Origin of the sequence: Aminobacter sp. UC22_36 (genome assembly GCF_044056035.1) — a bacterium.
In the GTDB taxonomy this organism is placed as follows: Bacteria; Pseudomonadota; Alphaproteobacteria; order Rhizobiales; family Rhizobiaceae; genus Aminobacter.
Genome location: NZ_CP171996.1, coordinates 3,449,888 through 3,465,414, shown reverse-complemented (window position 1 = coordinate 3,465,414; position 15,527 = coordinate 3,449,888). Strand labels below are relative to the sequence as shown.

Here is a 15,527-nt window from a genome sequence, read left to right as displayed (position 1 = left end):
TCGTCTCGCTTGGGAAGAGCGCTGGGCTTCGGCCTCGCGGTCTGTCTCAGGCGGGTGTCTGGTCGAAAAGCGCGACGGCTCCAGCTGTCATTCATTCCCCGGAACTCTCACGGCTCCTTTATTAAGTCAACTGACTTGACTTATTACTTCTGCAATTATCTATTGGAGTCAAGAGGGGAAAAAGAGTTGAGCGATATCAGCCCGATCAGAGCCACCAGCGGCACCAACCAGGAGGGCACAAGCGCCCACAATCGCCGTGTCATGATGGACGCATTGCGGCTCAACGGTGCACTGTCGCGCGCCGATCTGGCGCGGGCGACGCAACTCACCAAGCAGGCCGTTTCCAACATCATCGAGGAACTCGAACGCGACGGCTTCGTCGTCTCGCTCGACGCTGTGAGAAAGGGCAGGGGCCAGCCCTCGACTCCCTACAAACTTGTGCCGGAAGGCGCGTTCGCCATTGGCCTGCAGATCGACCGCCACCTGACACGCGCCGTCGCCGTCGACCTTGTCGGCACCGTGCTGGTGCGTGCCGAGGCCGAATCTGCCACCCGACGACCCTAAAGGTGGGGTGAAGATCATTCTCGGGGTGATCGAGGGCATCAGACGCGACCTGGCCGCGATCTCGGCGCAGTCCGAAAAGCGGATTGTAGGATTGGGCGTCGCAATGCCCGGCCCTTTTGGCTTGGAGGAGTTCGGCGACAACAAGTGGATGATGCCAGCCTGGCAGAAATATCCGCTGCTGGAGACGCTCGCCGCTGGCACCGGACTTGATGTCAGCCTGCAGAACGACTCTGCCGCCTGCGCTATTGCCGAACGCATGGTCGGGGCGGCGCACGGCCTCGATCATGCCATTTGCCTTTATGTCGGCTACGGTATCGGCGCCGGTCTTATTCTCAATGGCGAACTCTACCGGGGCGGCAACGGTAACGCCGGTGAAATCGGCATGGCGCTGCTGTCGCCGCGCGGTAGCGACGGAGCCGTGCTCGAGCACCGGGCCTCGCTTGCTTCGCTCTATCAGCATCTGGACCTCGACCCGTCCGAACCCGGCCTCTACGAACATGTCGAGGAGCTGGCCAGGGCCGAAGATCCGGCGCTGATCGGCTGGGTGAGGGATGCGGCCATGGACCTGCGCTGGAGCGTCCATCTCATCGAGACGGTCTTCGATCCGCAAACGGTGATCCTGACCAGCGGCGCGCCTGAGGCTTTGGCGCGCCTGATACTGGACGCGATGCTGCCGCTGCCATCGTCGATCGCCAACCGGCCGGAGCGGACCTTGCCGCGGCTGCAGCTCGGCATCGCCGACCCCTGGTCGATCGCGCTCGGTGCCGCCGCCGAGCCGATCAGCCGTGCGTTCGATCCACGCTTTTCGGCAATTCTCAAGACGCGTTCGGGTGCGTTCTGAGCGCTACAAGGTGTTGGCCAGGCTAAGCGCTGCGTTAAGCAGCGTCTGAGCTCCAGCGTGGCACTGCTCTTTGCTCGACCACTCGGCTTCATTGTGGCTGAGGCCGTCGAGATCGGCGATCTGTACGATGCCGTGCGCGTCACAGATGTCTGCGCTCACAGATGTCCAGGAGTCCAACGAGAAGTTCGGTGAGATGGGAGACGGACAAAAAGGCTCGTCGATGATCGCTATCACGATGAAGCTGCTATGAACGAGGTCAAGATGATTCTCCGTGTTGCCACCGATGACCGCCACCGCCCTTGAAATCCTCAAGACCGTTTATGGTTATGATGCGTTCAGGGGACCGCAGGCGCACATCGTCGAGCATGTCATATCAGGCAACAATGCCTTCGTGCTGATGCCGACGGGCGGCGGCAAGTCGCTCTGCTACCAGATTCCCGCGATCGTCCGTCCCGGCATGGGACTCGTCGTCTCGCCGCTGCTGGCGCTGATGGCCGATCAGGTGACAGCGCTCAGGCAAGCAGGGGTGCGGGCGGCCGGGCTGAACTCCGACCTGTCGCCCGACGACCGCCGCGCGCTCTGGCGCGATATCCGTTCCGGTGCGCTCGACCTGCTCTATGTCTCACCCGAAACTCTGCTGCGGCCTGATGTGCTGGAGCTGCTGGAGAGCGTGAAGCTGTCGCTGATCGCCATCGACGAGGCGCATTGCCTGTCGCAGTGGGGGCACGATTTCCGTCCGTCCTATCGCCAGCTCGACGCGATCGTTTCGCGCTTTGCCGGCACCCCGCGCATGGCACTGACGGCAACCGCTGATGAGCCGACGCGCGCGGAAATCCTGTCGCATCTCGAAATCGCCGAGACTGATGCCTTCATCGCCGGCTTCGACCGCCCCAACATCCGCTACGCCATCGAGGAAAAGGACAACCCGCGCGCCCAGCTCAAGGAGTTCCTCAAGCGCTACGAGGGCGAGAGCGGCATCGTCTACTGCCTGTCGAAACGCCGGACCGAGGAAACCGCCGCCTGGCTAAAGGGGCTCGGCTACGATGCGCTCGCTTATCACGCCGGCATGGACAAGGCGGCGCGCGAGGCCAACCAGATGCGCTTCCAGCATGGCGAGGCGGTCATCATGGTCGCCACCGTCGCCTTCGGCATGGGCATCGACAAGCCGGATGTGCGCTTCGTCGCCCATATCGACCTGCCGGGCAGCATCGAGGCCTATTATCAGGAGACCGGTCGCGCCGGGCGCGACGGCCTGCCATCCGATACGCTGATGCTCTACGGCTATGACGATATCGCGCTACGCAGCCGCTTCATCGAGGAGTCGGAGGCACCCGACCAGCGCAAGCGCATGGAGCGGCAGAAACTCGATGCGCTGCTCGGGCTGGCCGAGACGGCAAGCTGCCGCCGGCAGGTTCTCTTGTCCTATTTCGGCGACGAGTGCGAACCGTGCGGCAATTGCGACACCTGCGCGGAGCCGCCAAAATTGTTCGACGGCGCCATTGCGGCGCAAAAAGCGCTGTCATGCATCTACCGCACTGGCGAGCGTTTCGGGCAAGCCTATGTCGTCGACGTGCTTTTGGGCGTGGAAAACGAGCGCATCGCTCAGTTTGGCCATGACCGCATCTCCACCTTCGGTATCGGCACCGAGCACGACAACCGCACATGGCGGGCGATCCTGCGCCAGCTGATCGCGCTGCGCCTCGTCGACGTCGACCTCGCCGGCCATGGCGGCCTGGCGATTGCGCCCGCTGGCCGCGACTTCCTGCGCGACAAGCCTGTGTTGATGCTGCGCGTGCCGGCGCCGGCGCGCGCCAGACGCGGCAAGGTCGCACGCAGCGCGGCGCAGTCTGCCGTTGCTGACGCGGACCAGGACCTGTTCCAGGCGCTGCGGCGGAAACGTACGGACATAGCGCGCGCACAGAATGTGCCGCCCTATGTCATTTTCCACGACAAGACCCTGATCGAGCTGGCAGCGGCGCGACCCGCCTCGCGCACCGAGATGGCAAACGTACCCGGTGTCGGCGAAGCCAAGCTCGACCGCTACGGCCCCGCCTTCCTCCAGGTGATCGCCGAACACGTGTGACAATGGGAAGGGGCACATGCTCCTCTGGCGAACGACAGGCGTGCTTCAGTGGATGAAGCGGGGCATCGGCCAGTTGCGGATCGAATACGCGGCTGGGTCGTCATACGAGCCCGGACTTTGTTATTGAAACCGACAAGGACAAGCTCATCGTCGAGATCAGACCTAATCTTCATCTGTTTGGTTACTCGTCATCAGCTCAGAGCGAACGAGCAACACGGAAATGATGATTGCAAGGATAGGGCTCACAGCGAATGCGATGTTATCGCCGGTGCGCCCGAGAGGCAGGACGCCGGTAAGTCGCCAGAATACCCAAGTCAGCAGCAAGCTGAAAGCGGCGCCGATTACGATCTTTTTCGCCATCACTTCCTCTCGAACAAATAGACATCACGGTATTGTGAATCCTTTCAGGATTTGATGCAATATCTTCTGCCCATCAAGCGGAACCTGACCCGTAGGCACCAAGCCGTTGACCTGAAGAGACGTCATCGTTGGGGTGAGTAAGCCCGCTCGAATGCTTTCATCAATCGTCGGTTAGTGCTGCGGCGCTGTTCTTGAAAACAAGTGCGGGGAAGCGTTGAGATTCCATCAGCTTGCCGCCGCCCGCGACGAGGGGCGAGCTTTGATCGACATTGATCAACAAGCCAGAATCCGCGGCTGCCATAACGACGCCGCGGAGGCAGTCGAAATTGGGTAGACGGCCGGTGACTAGCAGCTGTGAGTTCGGGCTGCCCATTTCATAGCACTTGAATTGCACATAGAAACCATTGGGGGATGGATGCCTAGTTTCGAGCGGGAGGAATGACGCAACGGGACGCAAATGCCCATGTGGCACATCGGTTGTAACGCTTGGCTTTCGCCAGCGTTTCCTAAGTGGCTGACTTATTGAAGGAAATGGCTGGGGAACCTGGATTCGAACCAGGACTAACGGAGTCAGAGTCCGTGGGTCTACCGTTAACCTATTCCCCAGCAGGGGGCCGATTTTGAGTTCGGCCGCGACGCAGTCATCGACAACGCCGCCGGTGCGCGCCTTGTAGCCACCGCCGGGAAATAGTCAACCCCGTTCGGCCATGCAAATGCGGTTTTCAGGCCGCGTCTTGCTTGTCGTCGCGTCCGAACTGCGAATGCTCGAAGGCAAGCACGGCGATGATGCCGAGAATGAGCGGAATGATGAGATAAAACAGGCGAAAAACCAGCAAGGCCGCCAGTACCGTGGCTGGGTCCATTTCCGGCAGGCCGGTGAGAAAGACCACTTCGAGCACGCCAAGGCCACCCGGCGCATGCGAAGCCTGCGCCACGGCGAAGGAAAACAGGAAGATGCCGAGCACGATCAGGTAGCCCGGGTTGTTTTCGGCGGGCAGGGCGAAATAGATGATCGCCGCCGCCGCCAGAATCTCCAGCGGGCCAATGATCAACTGGCGCGCGACGATCGGCAGTGCCGGGTAATGCAAGCGGAAGCTGCGGATGGCGAGCGGCTTGAGATGCAGCCAGCTGCCGAAGACATAGGCCGCAACCGACAGCAGCATGGCGATGCCGAGCGCGATCCACCAGCCTTCGTGGCTGCCTTCGGTGTAGCGGTCGAGCAGGCCCGGTTCGAGCAGAATCACCACGGCGCCGACGAACACGCTCGACAGCACGAAGGTGAACCAGCAGATGCCGACCAGAACTCCGACATCCTGGCCGCTCAGCCCCTTGGTGGCGTAAGCGCGGTAGCGGATGACGGCGCCCGAAAACACCGAGCCGCCGATATTGTGCGACAAGGCATAGGTGGTGAAGGAGCAGGCGGTGACGAAAAACCACGACACCCGTTTGCCCAGATGCAGAAGGGCGATGTGGTCGTAGCCGGCAAGTGCTGCGTAGGCGACGATCGAGCTCAGGGCCGACAGCAGCCAACCGTGCAGCGGGATGGCGGTGAGGCCGCTCCAGACATCATCGAGGGAGATTTCACGCCACTCGTGATAGAGCAGCCAGGCAGATACGGCGACGGCGCCAAGCCCGATGACGGGCCAGATGTAGTCCTTGATTCTCATGCGGCAGCGCTTGCCCGCTCCTTTCGGTCTGGCGTTTCAATGCCTCGCTTTGTGGCTATGCGTCCGCTCGCATGTCCGGTTCGTTTTTCAGCTTTGCCCCATCGAAGCCGGCTATTCAACCCGAGCCGCGGTTTTCGATAGGGAAGTGGTCAAGCAGAGGGACATGAGGGCCAAAATTCGACACCCGCGGCCTTGGTGATCCGCTCCCACACTGATAGTCTGGCGCCAACACAAGATGAGATGCGCGTGCAGCGTCCGAAAGGTTCGCGCGGCGCCAGAAGGAAGTTGCAAGGTGAAGGACCGCGAGCCCGGCGCTGACGCGTCGGATGCGGGTGTCTCCGGGGATGGGCTGGCGCGTCATGGCGCAGGTCGATCTCAAAAGGGCCGTCAGGCCGCCGCGCGACCGGTCAACGGTCACGGCCAAGGGGACGCTGCGCAACACAAGGCAAAGACCAGGAAAAGGCGCAAGCGTCGTCGCGGCCGCAAGGTTTTTGCGCGCGATGGTGTGCCGCCCGCGGTTGGCGATGGACAGGCTGAAGTGGCCAGCCAGCAGGCGCTGCTCAAGCCAAACACGCCGCCGGCGCAACCGGCACCAAGCCCGGAGCAGTCCGATCAGCCGCGTCGCGTGCCGATGTCGGAATTGCCGGTCTTTGCGGCACTCGATCTTGGCACCAACAATTGCCGGCTATTGGTGGCAGTGCCCGGACGGCCTGGCCAGTTCCGGGTCATCGATGCCTTCTCGCGCATCGTGCGGTTGGGCGAGGGGCTGTCGGCCTCGGGGCGGCTCAGCCAGCCGGCAATGGACCGCGCTGTCGAGGCGCTCAAGGTCTGCAGCGACAAGCTGCGCAATCGCAAGATCAAGAAGGCACGGCTGATCGCCACCGAAGCCTGCCGCACGGCGGCAAATGGCGCCGAATTCATCGACCGCGTCGAGCGTGAGGCGGGGTTGAAGCTCGAGATCATCGACCGACAGACCGAGGCGCGGCTGGCCGTTTCCGGCTGCGGTTCGCTGGTCGAGCGCGATACCGATGGTGTGGTGTTGTTCGACATTGGCGGCGGCTCATCGGAGATCGCGCTGATCGACGTCTCCCGTCACCGCTCGCCGCGCCTGGCGAATCATACTCGTTTCGTGGACGTCGCTTCCTGTCGGGGTGGTTTCGCTCGCCGAGCGTTTCGGCGGCCGCACGGTGACGCGCGAGATCTTTGCAGCCATGGTCGAGGATGTCGCTGCCCGCCTGCGTTCATTTGACGGGCGCGACCGGCTCGCCCATATCGTTGCGAGCCCGAAATTCCATCTTTTGGGAACGTCGGGCACCGTGACGACGCTTGCCGGGGTGCACCTCGAGCTCGATCGCTACGACCGCCGCCGCGTCGACGGTTTGTGGATGGACGGCACCAGCGTCGACCGCATGGTCGAAAAGGTGCTTGGTTGGGATTTCCACCAGCGTGTGGCAAACCCCTGCATCGGCGCCGACCGGGCCGACCTCGTTCTGGCGGGCTGCGCCATCCTGGAAGCCATCCGCGCGGTCTGGCCGTCGGAACGGCTGCGCGTTGCCGACAGGGGCTTGCGCGAGGGCATTTTGAGCGAATTGATGGCCGACGACGGCGTGTGGCGCCGCAACTGGCGGAACGGACAGCGTACATGACCAAGAAACCGACAAAGCCGGGAGTTGCGGCGGGCGCCACGCGCGTGCTGCGAACCAAGATCAAGAAGAAACACGGGCTCAAGGAATCGTCGCGCCGCTGGCTCGAGCGTCACATGAACGATCCTTACGTCCAGCGTTCCAAGGCCGACGGCTACCGCTCGCGCGCGGCCTACAAGCTGATCGAGATCGACGACAAGCACCACCTGCTCAAGCCGGGCATGAAGATCATCGATCTGGGTGCGGCTCCTGGCGGCTGGTGCCAGGTGGCGGCCGCCCGCACCAATTCGACGGCGGAAAATCCGCATGTCGTTGGCATCGATTATCTCGAAATGGATGCGGTTCCCGGCGCTCCGGTCCTGCTGATGGATTTCCTCGACGATGACGCGCCGGCCCGCTTGTCCGAGGCACTTGGCGGCGCGCCCGATCTGGTGCTGTCCGATATGGCTGCGCCGACGACAGGGCATCGCCGCACCGACCATATCCGCACCATGCATCTGTGCGAGGTCGCTGCCGATTTTGCCATTTCGGTGCTGAAGCCCGGCGGTCATTTCCTGGCCAAGACGTTCCAGGGTGGCACCGAAGCCGATCTCTTGAACCTGCTCAAGAAGAACTTCCGCACTGTCCATCACGTCAAGCCGCCGGCGTCGCGTGACGAATCGGCTGAGCTCTATCTGCTCGCCAAGGACTTCAAGGGTAAGAGCGAGCCCGAAGCCTCATAGCTGTTGCGGTTCGTCAGCCGTGTTCTGCGGCAGGCGATGACCTGAGATGGTCTTGCCGGCATCCGGTGCCATGCGCGCATACATGAAGGTCGGAAACAGTGCGATCATGCCAACCGTCAGGAAGGCGAAGGTGAAGCCCGCGCCGCCGATCGCCTGGCCGGTTGCCAGCGACCAGATTTCCAGCGCCCCGCCGCCGACGGCCACGCCCAGTGCCACAGAAGTTTGCTGCGCGACCGCCGAGATAGCCGTGGCCTGGCCGCTTTGTGCCGCCTCGATGTCGGCGAACACCAGCGCATTCGACGACGTGAAGAACAGCGAGCGCAGGAACCCTGCCAGGAACAGTACAGCGAGGATCACCAGATAGGGCGTCTGCGGTGTGAACAGCGCATTGGCCGCCATCAGGCCGGCCGACACCAGCGATGCAATCATCAGCACGGAACGAAAGCCGACGGTTCTGAGGATTTTCGGCGCGACGAATTTCATCGACAGCGCGCCGGCCGCGGTGGCGAAGGTAATCATGCCCGATTGGAACGGCGACAGGCCGAAGCCGAGCTGGAACAGCAGTGGCAACAGGAATGGGGCAGCGCCGACGCCGACACGAAACAGCGAGCCGCCGAGAATGGCGGTGCGGAAGACCGGATTGGCGAACAGCTTCAGTTCAAGCAGCGGGTAGGGGGCGCTGCGCGCGTGCCTGATATAGAGCAGGCCGGCGAAAACACCGATGGCGATCGTGACGGCGCCGACGGCCGGCGGCAAGGCCGGCAGGCTGACCACCGACAGGCCGAAAACCACGCCAGACGCTGCAATCGCCGACAGGAAGAAGCCGGCCACATCCATCGGGCGCGTTGGCTCGGGTGGGATCTCCGGCAGGAAACGTCCCGACAGCCAGATGCCGATTGCGCCGATCGGAATGTTGATCAGGAAGATCCAGTGCCAGGCAAAGAAGGTGGTGATGAAGCCGCCGACCGGCGGGCCGATCAGCGGACCAACGAGCGCCGGTATGGTCAGCGTCGCCATCGCAGCGACAAGGCCGCTCTTCTCGGTCGTGCGCACCAGCACAAGGCGCGCCACCGGCGTCATCATCGATCCGCCCATGCCTTGCAGGAACCGCGCCAGCACGAACTCGCCAAGCGAGCCTGATATGGCGCAGGCGACCGATCCCAGCATGAACACGCCGATGGCGACGCGGAAGACCAGCTTGGCACCGTACCGGTCGGCCATCCAGGCGCTGATCGGGATGAAGATGGCAAGCGAAACCAGATAGGCCGTCAACGCCAGCTTGAGCGCGATAGGGCTTGTGCCGATGTCGGTGGCGATCGCCGGCAAGGAGGTGGCGATGACGGTCGAGTCCATGTTTTCCATGAACAGGGCGACGGCAAGGATCAGCGGGGTGGTTCTATTCACGGAAGCGTCCGGCATGAAGTCGCGGCCGCTGGCTCAGCCGTTTTCGACCGTTAACATGAATGCACCAGCCTGTCCGCTGCCAGGACCTGCCGCTCTCAAGGCCAGTCAATTCGAACCGCTGACCTCGCGGGCGTAACGCAAGGTCTCGGCGATGCGTTCCGGTGTCGCCGGGTGTGTCGACAGGAAATCGGTTTCTTCACTGTCTCCGAGCTTGTCGCGCAGGAGTTCGAAGAAGCGGGCGATGGCCGCCGGGTCCCGTCCGGCCTTGTGCATCAGCTCGACGCTGAAGCGGTCGGCTTCGGCTTCGGCGCCGCGCGAATAAGACAGCGTCATCAGCGCCGAGCCCTGGATCAACAGGTCCTCGGTACCGGAGCCGATGTCTCCGCCGATCAGCATGATCAGCGCGGTCACGCCGGCGGCGCGATAGAGCTGCCTGAGGCTGTGTTCGTGATCGACATGGCCGATCTCGTGGCCGAGCACGCCCAGGATCATCTCGTCGTCCTTGCCGGCAAGCTCGACGAGTTCGTCGGTCAAAACGACAGTTCCGTCCGGCAAGGCAAAGGCGTTGGGGCCGATTGCTCCGCCGGCGCGGAAGTTGAGCGTATAGGCCGGATGCCCGGATTTTGCCTGCGGCGTCAACGCAATGAGACCGGCGAAACCGTCGCTCAGCACCTTCTGGCGCTCGGTGCCGAGTTTGCTCGGTTCGAAGATCGCCTGGTCGAGCGAGGCCAGCGCGCTTTTGCTCATCAGCGCAGTCACAGCCGGCGGTGTGACTGCAACAGCCACTTCGACCAGGACAGGGACGGCATAGCGGTACAGCGCCGCGCACAGGATGATAGCAACAGCGACAAACACCAGCAGGCGAGGATGGAAGCGCTCCAACTCATGGATCAGGCCAAAGCGCCTGGGCGAGTGCGGTGCGATGAGCGCATCTACGCCGTCATTGTCGCTTGTTTCGAAGCTCCCTCCTTCGGGAAACGTGATGTGGCGCGGGATCGAGCCGACCCGGTCCGAAATTTTGAGCACTGAAAAGGGGGATGATGCATGTGGCGTGCCGCTCTGGTCGCTGACGGTGGTCGTTCCGTCAGCGGCGATTGCCAACTGTGCTGCGCTCGCGCGGGCTTCCCCTGACTTGCGCCACAAGCCCGTGATAGGAACCGGCTCAGAAGCCAAGATCGAAGCCTTCCACGTCGAGGAACTCGGAGCCGACTGCGGCGCCCTCGTCGCGCAAGGTGCTGACATAGTCATCGAGCGAGCCGGTGGTGTCGAGTGCGGTCACAAGGGCCATGTATTTGGCAATGCGTATCGCGGCCCAGGGCCGGGCGAGGCCAAGCGTCAGGATCGTGGCGAAAAGATTGCTGATCGATATCCAGGCAAAGCGTCGGCGACCGATCGATGAGGCCAGCATGTGCCGGCCGTCGATGACGGTTTCATTCAAGGCTACGTTTCGCGCGCCGGCGCGGTAAAGCAGCGAAGACAGCATGAACACAAAAAACAGCGGAATCATTGCTGCGTAGACGATGATCATCACCACGCCGATCGACCAGCCGCTGGTGGGGTCCGATAGCGTGAATTGCAGCAGTGCAATCAGGCCGAACGCGAGTGCTCCGGCAAGCACGGTGCCACCGACAAACACAAAGGCCGGCAGCCACCATTGGCCATAGAGCCTGTCGAGTCGCGGGTCGCAATTGATCGGCCGACCGCCATAGCGCAGGTTGCCCAGCATGTAGTTCCAGATCCAGCGCGAGGCCAGTGGCGCGAGCAGGCCCAACGAGCCATAGATCAGCATACCGCCGACGATATAGGCGAGGAACGCACCCCAGTAGCCGCCGGTGAAGTCGAAACGGACATTGCGGTAGCTGGTTACGCGTGCGTTGAAGCGCAGGCCGCGCATGATGAACCAGGGGATGGCAAACATCAGGGCGATGAAAATGAACAGGCCCAGCAGAGGCAGGAATTGCAGCGTCAGATTGTAGCTGACGATCAACGTCAGCACGATGATGCGCCCGACAAGGATGCGCCATGGCAGCGCGTGGTAGTCGAAGCGGGCACCGGCAAGATGCGTGTTGCCGTAGAAGTAACGCTGGCGGCGAACCTTGGCCCAGGCCGAGTAGATGCCAAGCGTCAGGATGGTCAAAAGCACGTTGACGATCCAGATGCCGAAATATTCGCGGGTCGTACCGGTAAAGGTGAAGGGCTCGCGCCGCATCGCAAAGTTTGGCGTGGTCTGCGGCTGCGCTCCCGACATGTCGTTCATCGTGCTTTTGCCCCTGCAATTTCCGGCTGCATCTCACCTTTGCTGCACCTTGCCGAGAAAATGAGTCGGCGCAAGCCTCGCCGCCCACTGCTGCGTCGATTGGCCTTCATCACGCGCTTTTCATCGCTCCGAAGACGTGGTACCAGCCAGCGCCAATCCTGAAAGGGAAAAGACGAGTCGGCGCTGCATACCAATGGTTCCAGCGTCCTTTCACGCATTCCGAGGTTGGCCATGGCAAAAATCATTGAATCCTCCACTGGCGCTCTGGCGCTGACCTTTGACGACGTGCTGCTGCAGCCCGGCCACTCCGAGGTCATGCCCGGCGAGACCGATATCAGCACGCGCATTGCCGGCGATATCGACCTCAACGTGCCGATCATTTCGGCGGCCATGGACACGGTGACGGAAGCTCGCCTGGCCATCGCCATGGCCCAGGCCGGCGGCATCGGCGTCATCCATCGCAACTTCACCCCGGCCGAACAGGCCGAGCAGGTGCGACAGGTCAAGAAGTTCGAATCGGGCATGGTGGTCAATCCTGTCACCATCGGCCCGGACGCCACGCTCGCCGACGCACTCACCTTGATGCGCACGCACGGCATTTCAGGCATTCCGGTCGTCGAGAATGGCGGCACGGGCGGCCAGAAGACCGGTCGCCTCGTTGGCATCCTGACCAACCGCGACGTGCGTTTTGCCTCCGACCCGGCGCAGAAGGTCTATGAACTGATGACGCGCGAGAACCTGATCACCGTCAAGGAGACGGTCGAGCAGGACGAGGCCAAGCGCCTGCTGCACCAGCACCGCATCGAAAAGCTGCTCGTCGTCGACAAGCACGGCAATTGCGTCGGCCTCATCACCGTCAAGGACATGGAGAAGTCGCAGCTCAACCCGAACGCTTCGAAGGACGCGCAAGGGCGCCTGCGGGCAGCAGCGGCCACCAGCGTCGGCGATGACGGCTTCGAGCGCGCCGAGCGCCTGATCGACGCTGGCGTCGACCTGCTGGTCATCGACACGGCGCACGGCCATTCGCAGCGCGTCCTCGATGCTGTGGCGCGCGCCAAGAAGATTTCCAACTCGGTCCGCATCATGGCCGGCAATGTCGCGACAGCCGACGGTGCCCAGGCGCTGATCGATGCCGGCGCCGATGCCGTCAAGGTTGGCATCGGACCGGGCTCGATCTGCACCACGCGCATCGTCGCCGGCGTCGGCGTGCCGCAGCTTTCGGCCATCATGTCGGCGGTAGAGGCGGCCCATAAGTCCGGCGTTACAGTCGTGGCCGACGGCGGCATCAAATATTCGGGCGATCTGGCCAAGGCGCTTGCTGCTGGCGCGGGTGCTGCGATGATCGGTTCGCTGCTGGCCGGCACCGAGGAAAGCCCGGGCGAGGTCTATCTGCACCAGGGCCGATCGTTCAAAGCCTATCGCGGCATGGGCTCGGTCGGCGCGATGGCACGCGGCTCGGCCGATCGTTACTTCCAGGCCGAGGTTCGCGACACGCTCAAGCTGGTGCCCGAAGGTATCGAGGGCCAGGTGCCCTACAAGGGGGCAGTTGGCGGCGTCTTGCACCAGCTCGCCGGCGGCCTCAAGGCGGCGATGGGTTATGTCGGCGGTCGCAATCTTGCGGACTTCCGCGAGCGCGCCACTTTCGTGCGTATCTCCAATGCCGGGCTGCGCGAGAGCCACGCCCATGACGTGACGATCACACGCGAAAGCCCGAACTACCCCGGCGGCATGTGAGATCAATGATCATGCGGCTGCGGCGTCACGCGGCCGCATTGAGCTTTGTCACGGCGGCGGTCTTCGCCGCCATGACAGCGCTGGAGTTCTTCTATTTTCGCAGCCTGAGTGGTGGCTTGCCGTCGCTCGATCTGCGTTTCCAGGGGTTCTCCGAGAGCGAGGGTTTTGCCTGGATCGCCGCGCTGGGGCGTCGCGGTGCCGAGACCATTCTCGTCTGGCACTACCTGACCTTCGACCTGATCTTTCCGGTATTGCTGTCGGCGACGCTGGTCAGCCTGATCCTGAAAACCGGCGATCGGTTGCCGCGCTTCGCAGCCATGGCGGAGACGATGCGCTCGGTGGTCGCGCTTACCCTGGTGCTGCCCTACACGATTGCCGACTATGCCCAGAACATCGTCGTCGCGCGCATCCTGTCCGACCCGCCCGCAGCTGGCGCCAGGTCGATGGCGCTGGCCTCGGCTTTGATCGTGACCAAGTTCGCGCTGCTGGCGGTACCGTTTATCGTCATTGCGGCCTTTGTACTGGCAGCGGTGCGAAAGCAGTCGATTCCACGAGATGACGGAAACCGCTTGAAAGGCTGATCAGTTCAAGACCGTGTCGGGAATTTCTGCTTCTTGTCGAAGTCCGACCTGTCGATGAATTCAAGATAGTGAGCGAGGAGGCCGCGAAGCTCATTGGTGTGCGCGTCGGAGGCCATCGTCGCACGGTCCTTGGCAGCGATGGTGCCGTCAACATTCGGTTCTACAGCCTCGCTGTCATCCGAAGGCGCAGGCGAGATGGTCGGCGGAACTTCGCTCCGACCGCTCAGCGCCTGCACCATGGCAAGGGCGACCTGGGTGCTGTCCGCATTGCGCGTCCCACTGACAGCCAGGACTTCTTCCAATGCCTCACGGAGCTTTTCGGGAGCCTCTGACGCTTCCTCGAGCTTCTCCTGGGCTTTGGCGTTTCTGACCGCTTCCTGGTCTTCGGCTATCGTTTCTTCGTCGACGACGTCGATCGACGAATTCTTCTGCGCTGCTAGCGTTTCCTCGGCGGACAGGGGCCCCAAGGCAGCCATTTCCAGTCGCTGCGAGGCCTTGCTGCCGGCTTGTCCGGCAAGCCCCTCCGAAATCGTTTCGTAAACGCGCTTTGCTGCGTCGCTCTCTGGCTCTGCTATTGCAGTGAAGAGGTCGGCGATGCTCATGCCGTTGAGGCGGAAACCGACGGTGTCTTCCAGCAGCTTTCGAAGGTCGCTGTCGCCCGACAAGAATTCCGACTTGAACCGGTCCAGAATCATCTTGGCAACAGAGCGGAAGCTGACGCCATTCTCGCCTGGATTCGGAATCCGGAAGTCATCTGCCGAGCCGACACCGGCGTTCTTGATCAGAGCGTTGTCGCGCCATTTGTTGCCAGTTTCGACGGATTTCGGGTCGCCATCGCTCCCGACGCTCATCTTGTCGTTGAGATAGCCGACGGCCTTCTCGATCATGGCAAACATGGCTTCCATCGGCGTCAGGCTGACGCCGAAATAATACTCGTTGATCGCCTGCATGTCTTTCGGGGGAGCCGGCGCGGCTTGCGCCGTGCTGCCGAGCGGTCGCATGCCTCCGCTCACGGCTTGCGCATCCTCGCGCATTGCACGTTCGCGCGCGAATGTACCGGCCTGAATGACGGCCAGGGCCGGCTGGTAGCGATTGGCGGTTGCAGGGAGCATCATGTACGGTCGACCACAATACAGCTTCGTCTCAGTGTCGACCAGGATCCGTAAATTCTCCATTAAGCAGAATAGAGTGCAGTGGATATCAAATTTGCAAAATATTGTTCGTTCGTGAGGTTATGCTTATGAATCAATCCGTCATTTTCTGGCCCATGCTTGCGCAGGTCCTGCTGGTCTACATCGTCTATGCCGTACTTTCCGCCCGGCGCAGGCATGCAGTTCGCTCGGGCGAAGCACGTGTCAATCAGTTCAAGACGCGCGCCACCGAGCCCGAATCGAGCGTCACCGCGGCCAACAACATCATCAACCAGTTCGAACTGCCGGTGCTGTTCTACGCCGTGTGCTTGTCGCTCTATGTGACATCAGGCGTTTCTTACGTCGCGCTCGTGCTGGCGTGGCTGTTCGTCGCCACGCGCTATGCGCATGCCTGGTTTCACCTGACCCACAACAGGGTCAAGTATCGCAGCAGGGCCTTTATTTCAGGCGCGCTGCTGCTGGCACTGCTGTGGATCTGGTTTGCGCTGCATCTTGCCGGCGCGGTCTGAGCCGCGCCGAT

Annotated in this window: 13 protein-coding genes, 1 tRNA gene and 2 pseudogenes; 7 read left to right on the top strand and 9 right to left on the bottom strand. The window is 62.4% G+C overall.

Annotated elements, in window-relative coordinates; all coding sequences use genetic code 11:
- The first annotated feature begins 186 nt into the window (after positions 1-186).
- Positions 187-1,405: pseudogene (locus ACHMW7_RS20450) on the top strand (ROK family protein).
- Positions 1,406-1,408: 3 nt separating this feature from the next.
- Here ACHMW7_RS20450 and ACHMW7_RS20445 read toward each other — a convergent pair.
- Entirely contained in the window at positions 1,409-1,699 is a 291-nt protein-coding gene (locus tag ACHMW7_RS20445; protein WP_395447328.1) for a hypothetical protein, read from the bottom strand.
- Here ACHMW7_RS20445 and recQ point away from each other — a divergent pair.
- Positions 1,689-3,488 carry a DNA helicase RecQ gene (recQ, locus tag ACHMW7_RS20440; protein WP_395447327.1) on the top strand — a complete coding sequence of 600 codons (1,800 nt, stop codon included), beginning with the start codon at positions 1,689-1,691 and terminating at the stop codon, positions 3,486-3,488. The two genes, ACHMW7_RS20445 and recQ, sit on opposite strands and share 11 nt — an antisense overlap.
- A 162-nt stretch (positions 3,489-3,650) precedes the next feature.
- On the opposite strand, the gene ACHMW7_RS20435 is transcribed toward recQ, so the two are convergent.
- The 3 genes from ACHMW7_RS20435 to ACHMW7_RS20425 form a co-directional block, all read right to left on the bottom strand.
- Positions 3,651-3,848, bottom strand: a complete 198-nt coding sequence (locus ACHMW7_RS20435; protein ID WP_395447326.1) for a hypothetical protein — start codon at positions 3,846-3,848, stop codon at positions 3,651-3,653.
- Between the two features lie 532 nt (positions 3,849-4,380).
- Positions 4,381-4,454 (bottom strand) — tRNA-Gln (locus ACHMW7_RS20430).
- Between the two features lie 116 nt (positions 4,455-4,570).
- Positions 4,571-5,515 (bottom strand): YbhN family protein, encoded by a 945-nt coding sequence (locus tag ACHMW7_RS20425; RefSeq protein ID WP_395447325.1) that lies wholly within the window; start codon positions 5,513-5,515, stop codon positions 4,571-4,573.
- Positions 5,516-5,750: 235 nt separating this feature from the next.
- On the opposite strand from ACHMW7_RS20425, the pseudogene ACHMW7_RS20420 reads away from it, so the two are divergent.
- Positions 5,751-7,161: pseudogene (locus ACHMW7_RS20420) on the top strand (Ppx/GppA phosphatase family protein).
- Positions 7,158-7,880 (top strand): RlmE family RNA methyltransferase, encoded by a 723-nt coding sequence (locus ACHMW7_RS20415; RefSeq protein ID WP_395447324.1) that lies wholly within the window; start codon positions 7,158-7,160, stop codon positions 7,878-7,880. The pseudogene ACHMW7_RS20420 and the gene ACHMW7_RS20415 overlap by 4 nt, the downstream one beginning before the upstream one ends.
- On the opposite strand, the gene ACHMW7_RS20410 is transcribed toward ACHMW7_RS20415, so the two are convergent.
- The 4 genes from ACHMW7_RS20410 to ACHMW7_RS20395 all read right to left on the bottom strand — a co-directional run bounded on the left by ACHMW7_RS20410 (position 7,875) and on the right by ACHMW7_RS20395 (position 11,786).
- The gene (locus ACHMW7_RS20410) at positions 7,875-9,284 is read right to left on the bottom strand and encodes an MFS transporter (protein ID WP_395447323.1); all 1,410 of its coding nucleotides are present in this window, start codon (positions 9,282-9,284) and stop codon (positions 7,875-7,877) included. The two genes, ACHMW7_RS20415 and ACHMW7_RS20410, sit on opposite strands and share 6 nt — an antisense overlap.
- 105 nt (positions 9,285-9,389) lie before the next feature.
- A complete protein-coding gene (locus ACHMW7_RS20405) occupies positions 9,390-10,457 on the bottom strand; it encodes a M48 family metallopeptidase (RefSeq protein ID WP_395447322.1) in 1,068 nt (355 codons plus the stop codon).
- Entirely contained in the window at positions 10,447-11,541 is a 1,095-nt protein-coding gene (locus ACHMW7_RS20400) for a YjgN family protein (protein WP_395447321.1), read from the bottom strand. Before ACHMW7_RS20400 ends, ACHMW7_RS20405 begins: the two co-directional genes overlap by 11 nt.
- Complete coding sequence (locus ACHMW7_RS20395) at positions 11,538-11,786, bottom strand: hypothetical protein (protein WP_395447320.1); 249 nt, start codon at positions 11,784-11,786, stop codon at positions 11,538-11,540. Before ACHMW7_RS20395 ends, ACHMW7_RS20400 begins: the two co-directional genes overlap by 4 nt.
- Here ACHMW7_RS20395 and guaB point away from each other — a divergent pair.
- Both guaB and ACHMW7_RS20385 read left to right on the top strand, forming a co-directional pair.
- Positions 11,773-13,275: an IMP dehydrogenase gene (gene guaB / locus ACHMW7_RS20390; protein WP_395447319.1), complete on the top strand. Its 1,503-nt coding sequence runs from the start codon at positions 11,773-11,775 to the stop codon at positions 13,273-13,275. The two genes, ACHMW7_RS20395 and guaB, sit on opposite strands and share 14 nt — an antisense overlap.
- A gap of 11 nt (positions 13,276-13,286) precedes the next feature.
- Entirely contained in the window at positions 13,287-13,856 is a 570-nt protein-coding gene (locus ACHMW7_RS20385; protein ID WP_395447318.1) for a hypothetical protein, read from the top strand.
- Positions 13,857-13,861: 5 nt separating this feature from the next.
- Here ACHMW7_RS20385 and ACHMW7_RS20380 read toward each other — a convergent pair whose 3' ends face one another.
- A complete protein-coding gene (locus ACHMW7_RS20380; RefSeq protein ID WP_395447317.1) occupies positions 13,862-14,971 on the bottom strand; it encodes a hypothetical protein in 1,110 nt (369 codons plus the stop codon).
- 125 nt (positions 14,972-15,096) lie between these two features.
- Between ACHMW7_RS20380 and ACHMW7_RS20375 the strand changes: the two genes are divergently transcribed.
- Positions 15,097-15,516, top strand: coding sequence for an MAPEG family protein (locus ACHMW7_RS20375; RefSeq protein WP_395447316.1), 420 nt, complete (start codon positions 15,097-15,099; stop codon positions 15,514-15,516).
- The last annotated feature ends 11 nt before the right edge of the window (positions 15,517-15,527 follow it).

Bases quoted from the DNA above. Each gene is read 5' to 3' on its own strand.
- recQ (WP_395447327.1), top strand. From the start codon at position 1,689: ATGACCGCCACCGCCCTTGAAATCCTCAAGACCGTTTATGGTTATGAT.
- ACHMW7_RS20435 (WP_395447326.1), bottom strand. From the start codon at position 3,848: ATGGCGAAAAAGATCGTAATCGGCGCCGCTTTCAGCTTGCTGCTGACT.
- ACHMW7_RS20425 (WP_395447325.1), bottom strand. From the start codon at position 5,515: ATGAGAATCAAGGACTACATCTGGCCCGTCATCGGGCTTGGCGCCGTC.
- ACHMW7_RS20415 (WP_395447324.1), top strand. From the start codon at position 7,158: ATGACCAAGAAACCGACAAAGCCGGGAGTTGCGGCGGGCGCCACGCGC.
- ACHMW7_RS20400 (WP_395447321.1), bottom strand. From the start codon at position 11,541: ATGAACGACATGTCGGGAGCGCAGCCGCAGACCACGCCAAACTTTGCG.
- guaB (WP_395447319.1), top strand. From the start codon at position 11,773: ATGGCAAAAATCATTGAATCCTCCACTGGCGCTCTGGCGCTGACCTTT.
- ACHMW7_RS20395 (WP_395447320.1), bottom strand. From the start codon at position 11,786: ATGATTTTTGCCATGGCCAACCTCGGAATGCGTGAAAGGACGCTGGAA.
- ACHMW7_RS20385 (WP_395447318.1), top strand. From the start codon at position 13,287: ATGCGGCTGCGGCGTCACGCGGCCGCATTGAGCTTTGTCACGGCGGCG.
- ACHMW7_RS20380 (WP_395447317.1), bottom strand. From the start codon at position 14,971: ATGATGCTCCCTGCAACCGCCAATCGCTACCAGCCGGCCCTGGCCGTC.
- ACHMW7_RS20375 (WP_395447316.1), top strand. From the start codon at position 15,097: ATGAATCAATCCGTCATTTTCTGGCCCATGCTTGCGCAGGTCCTGCTG.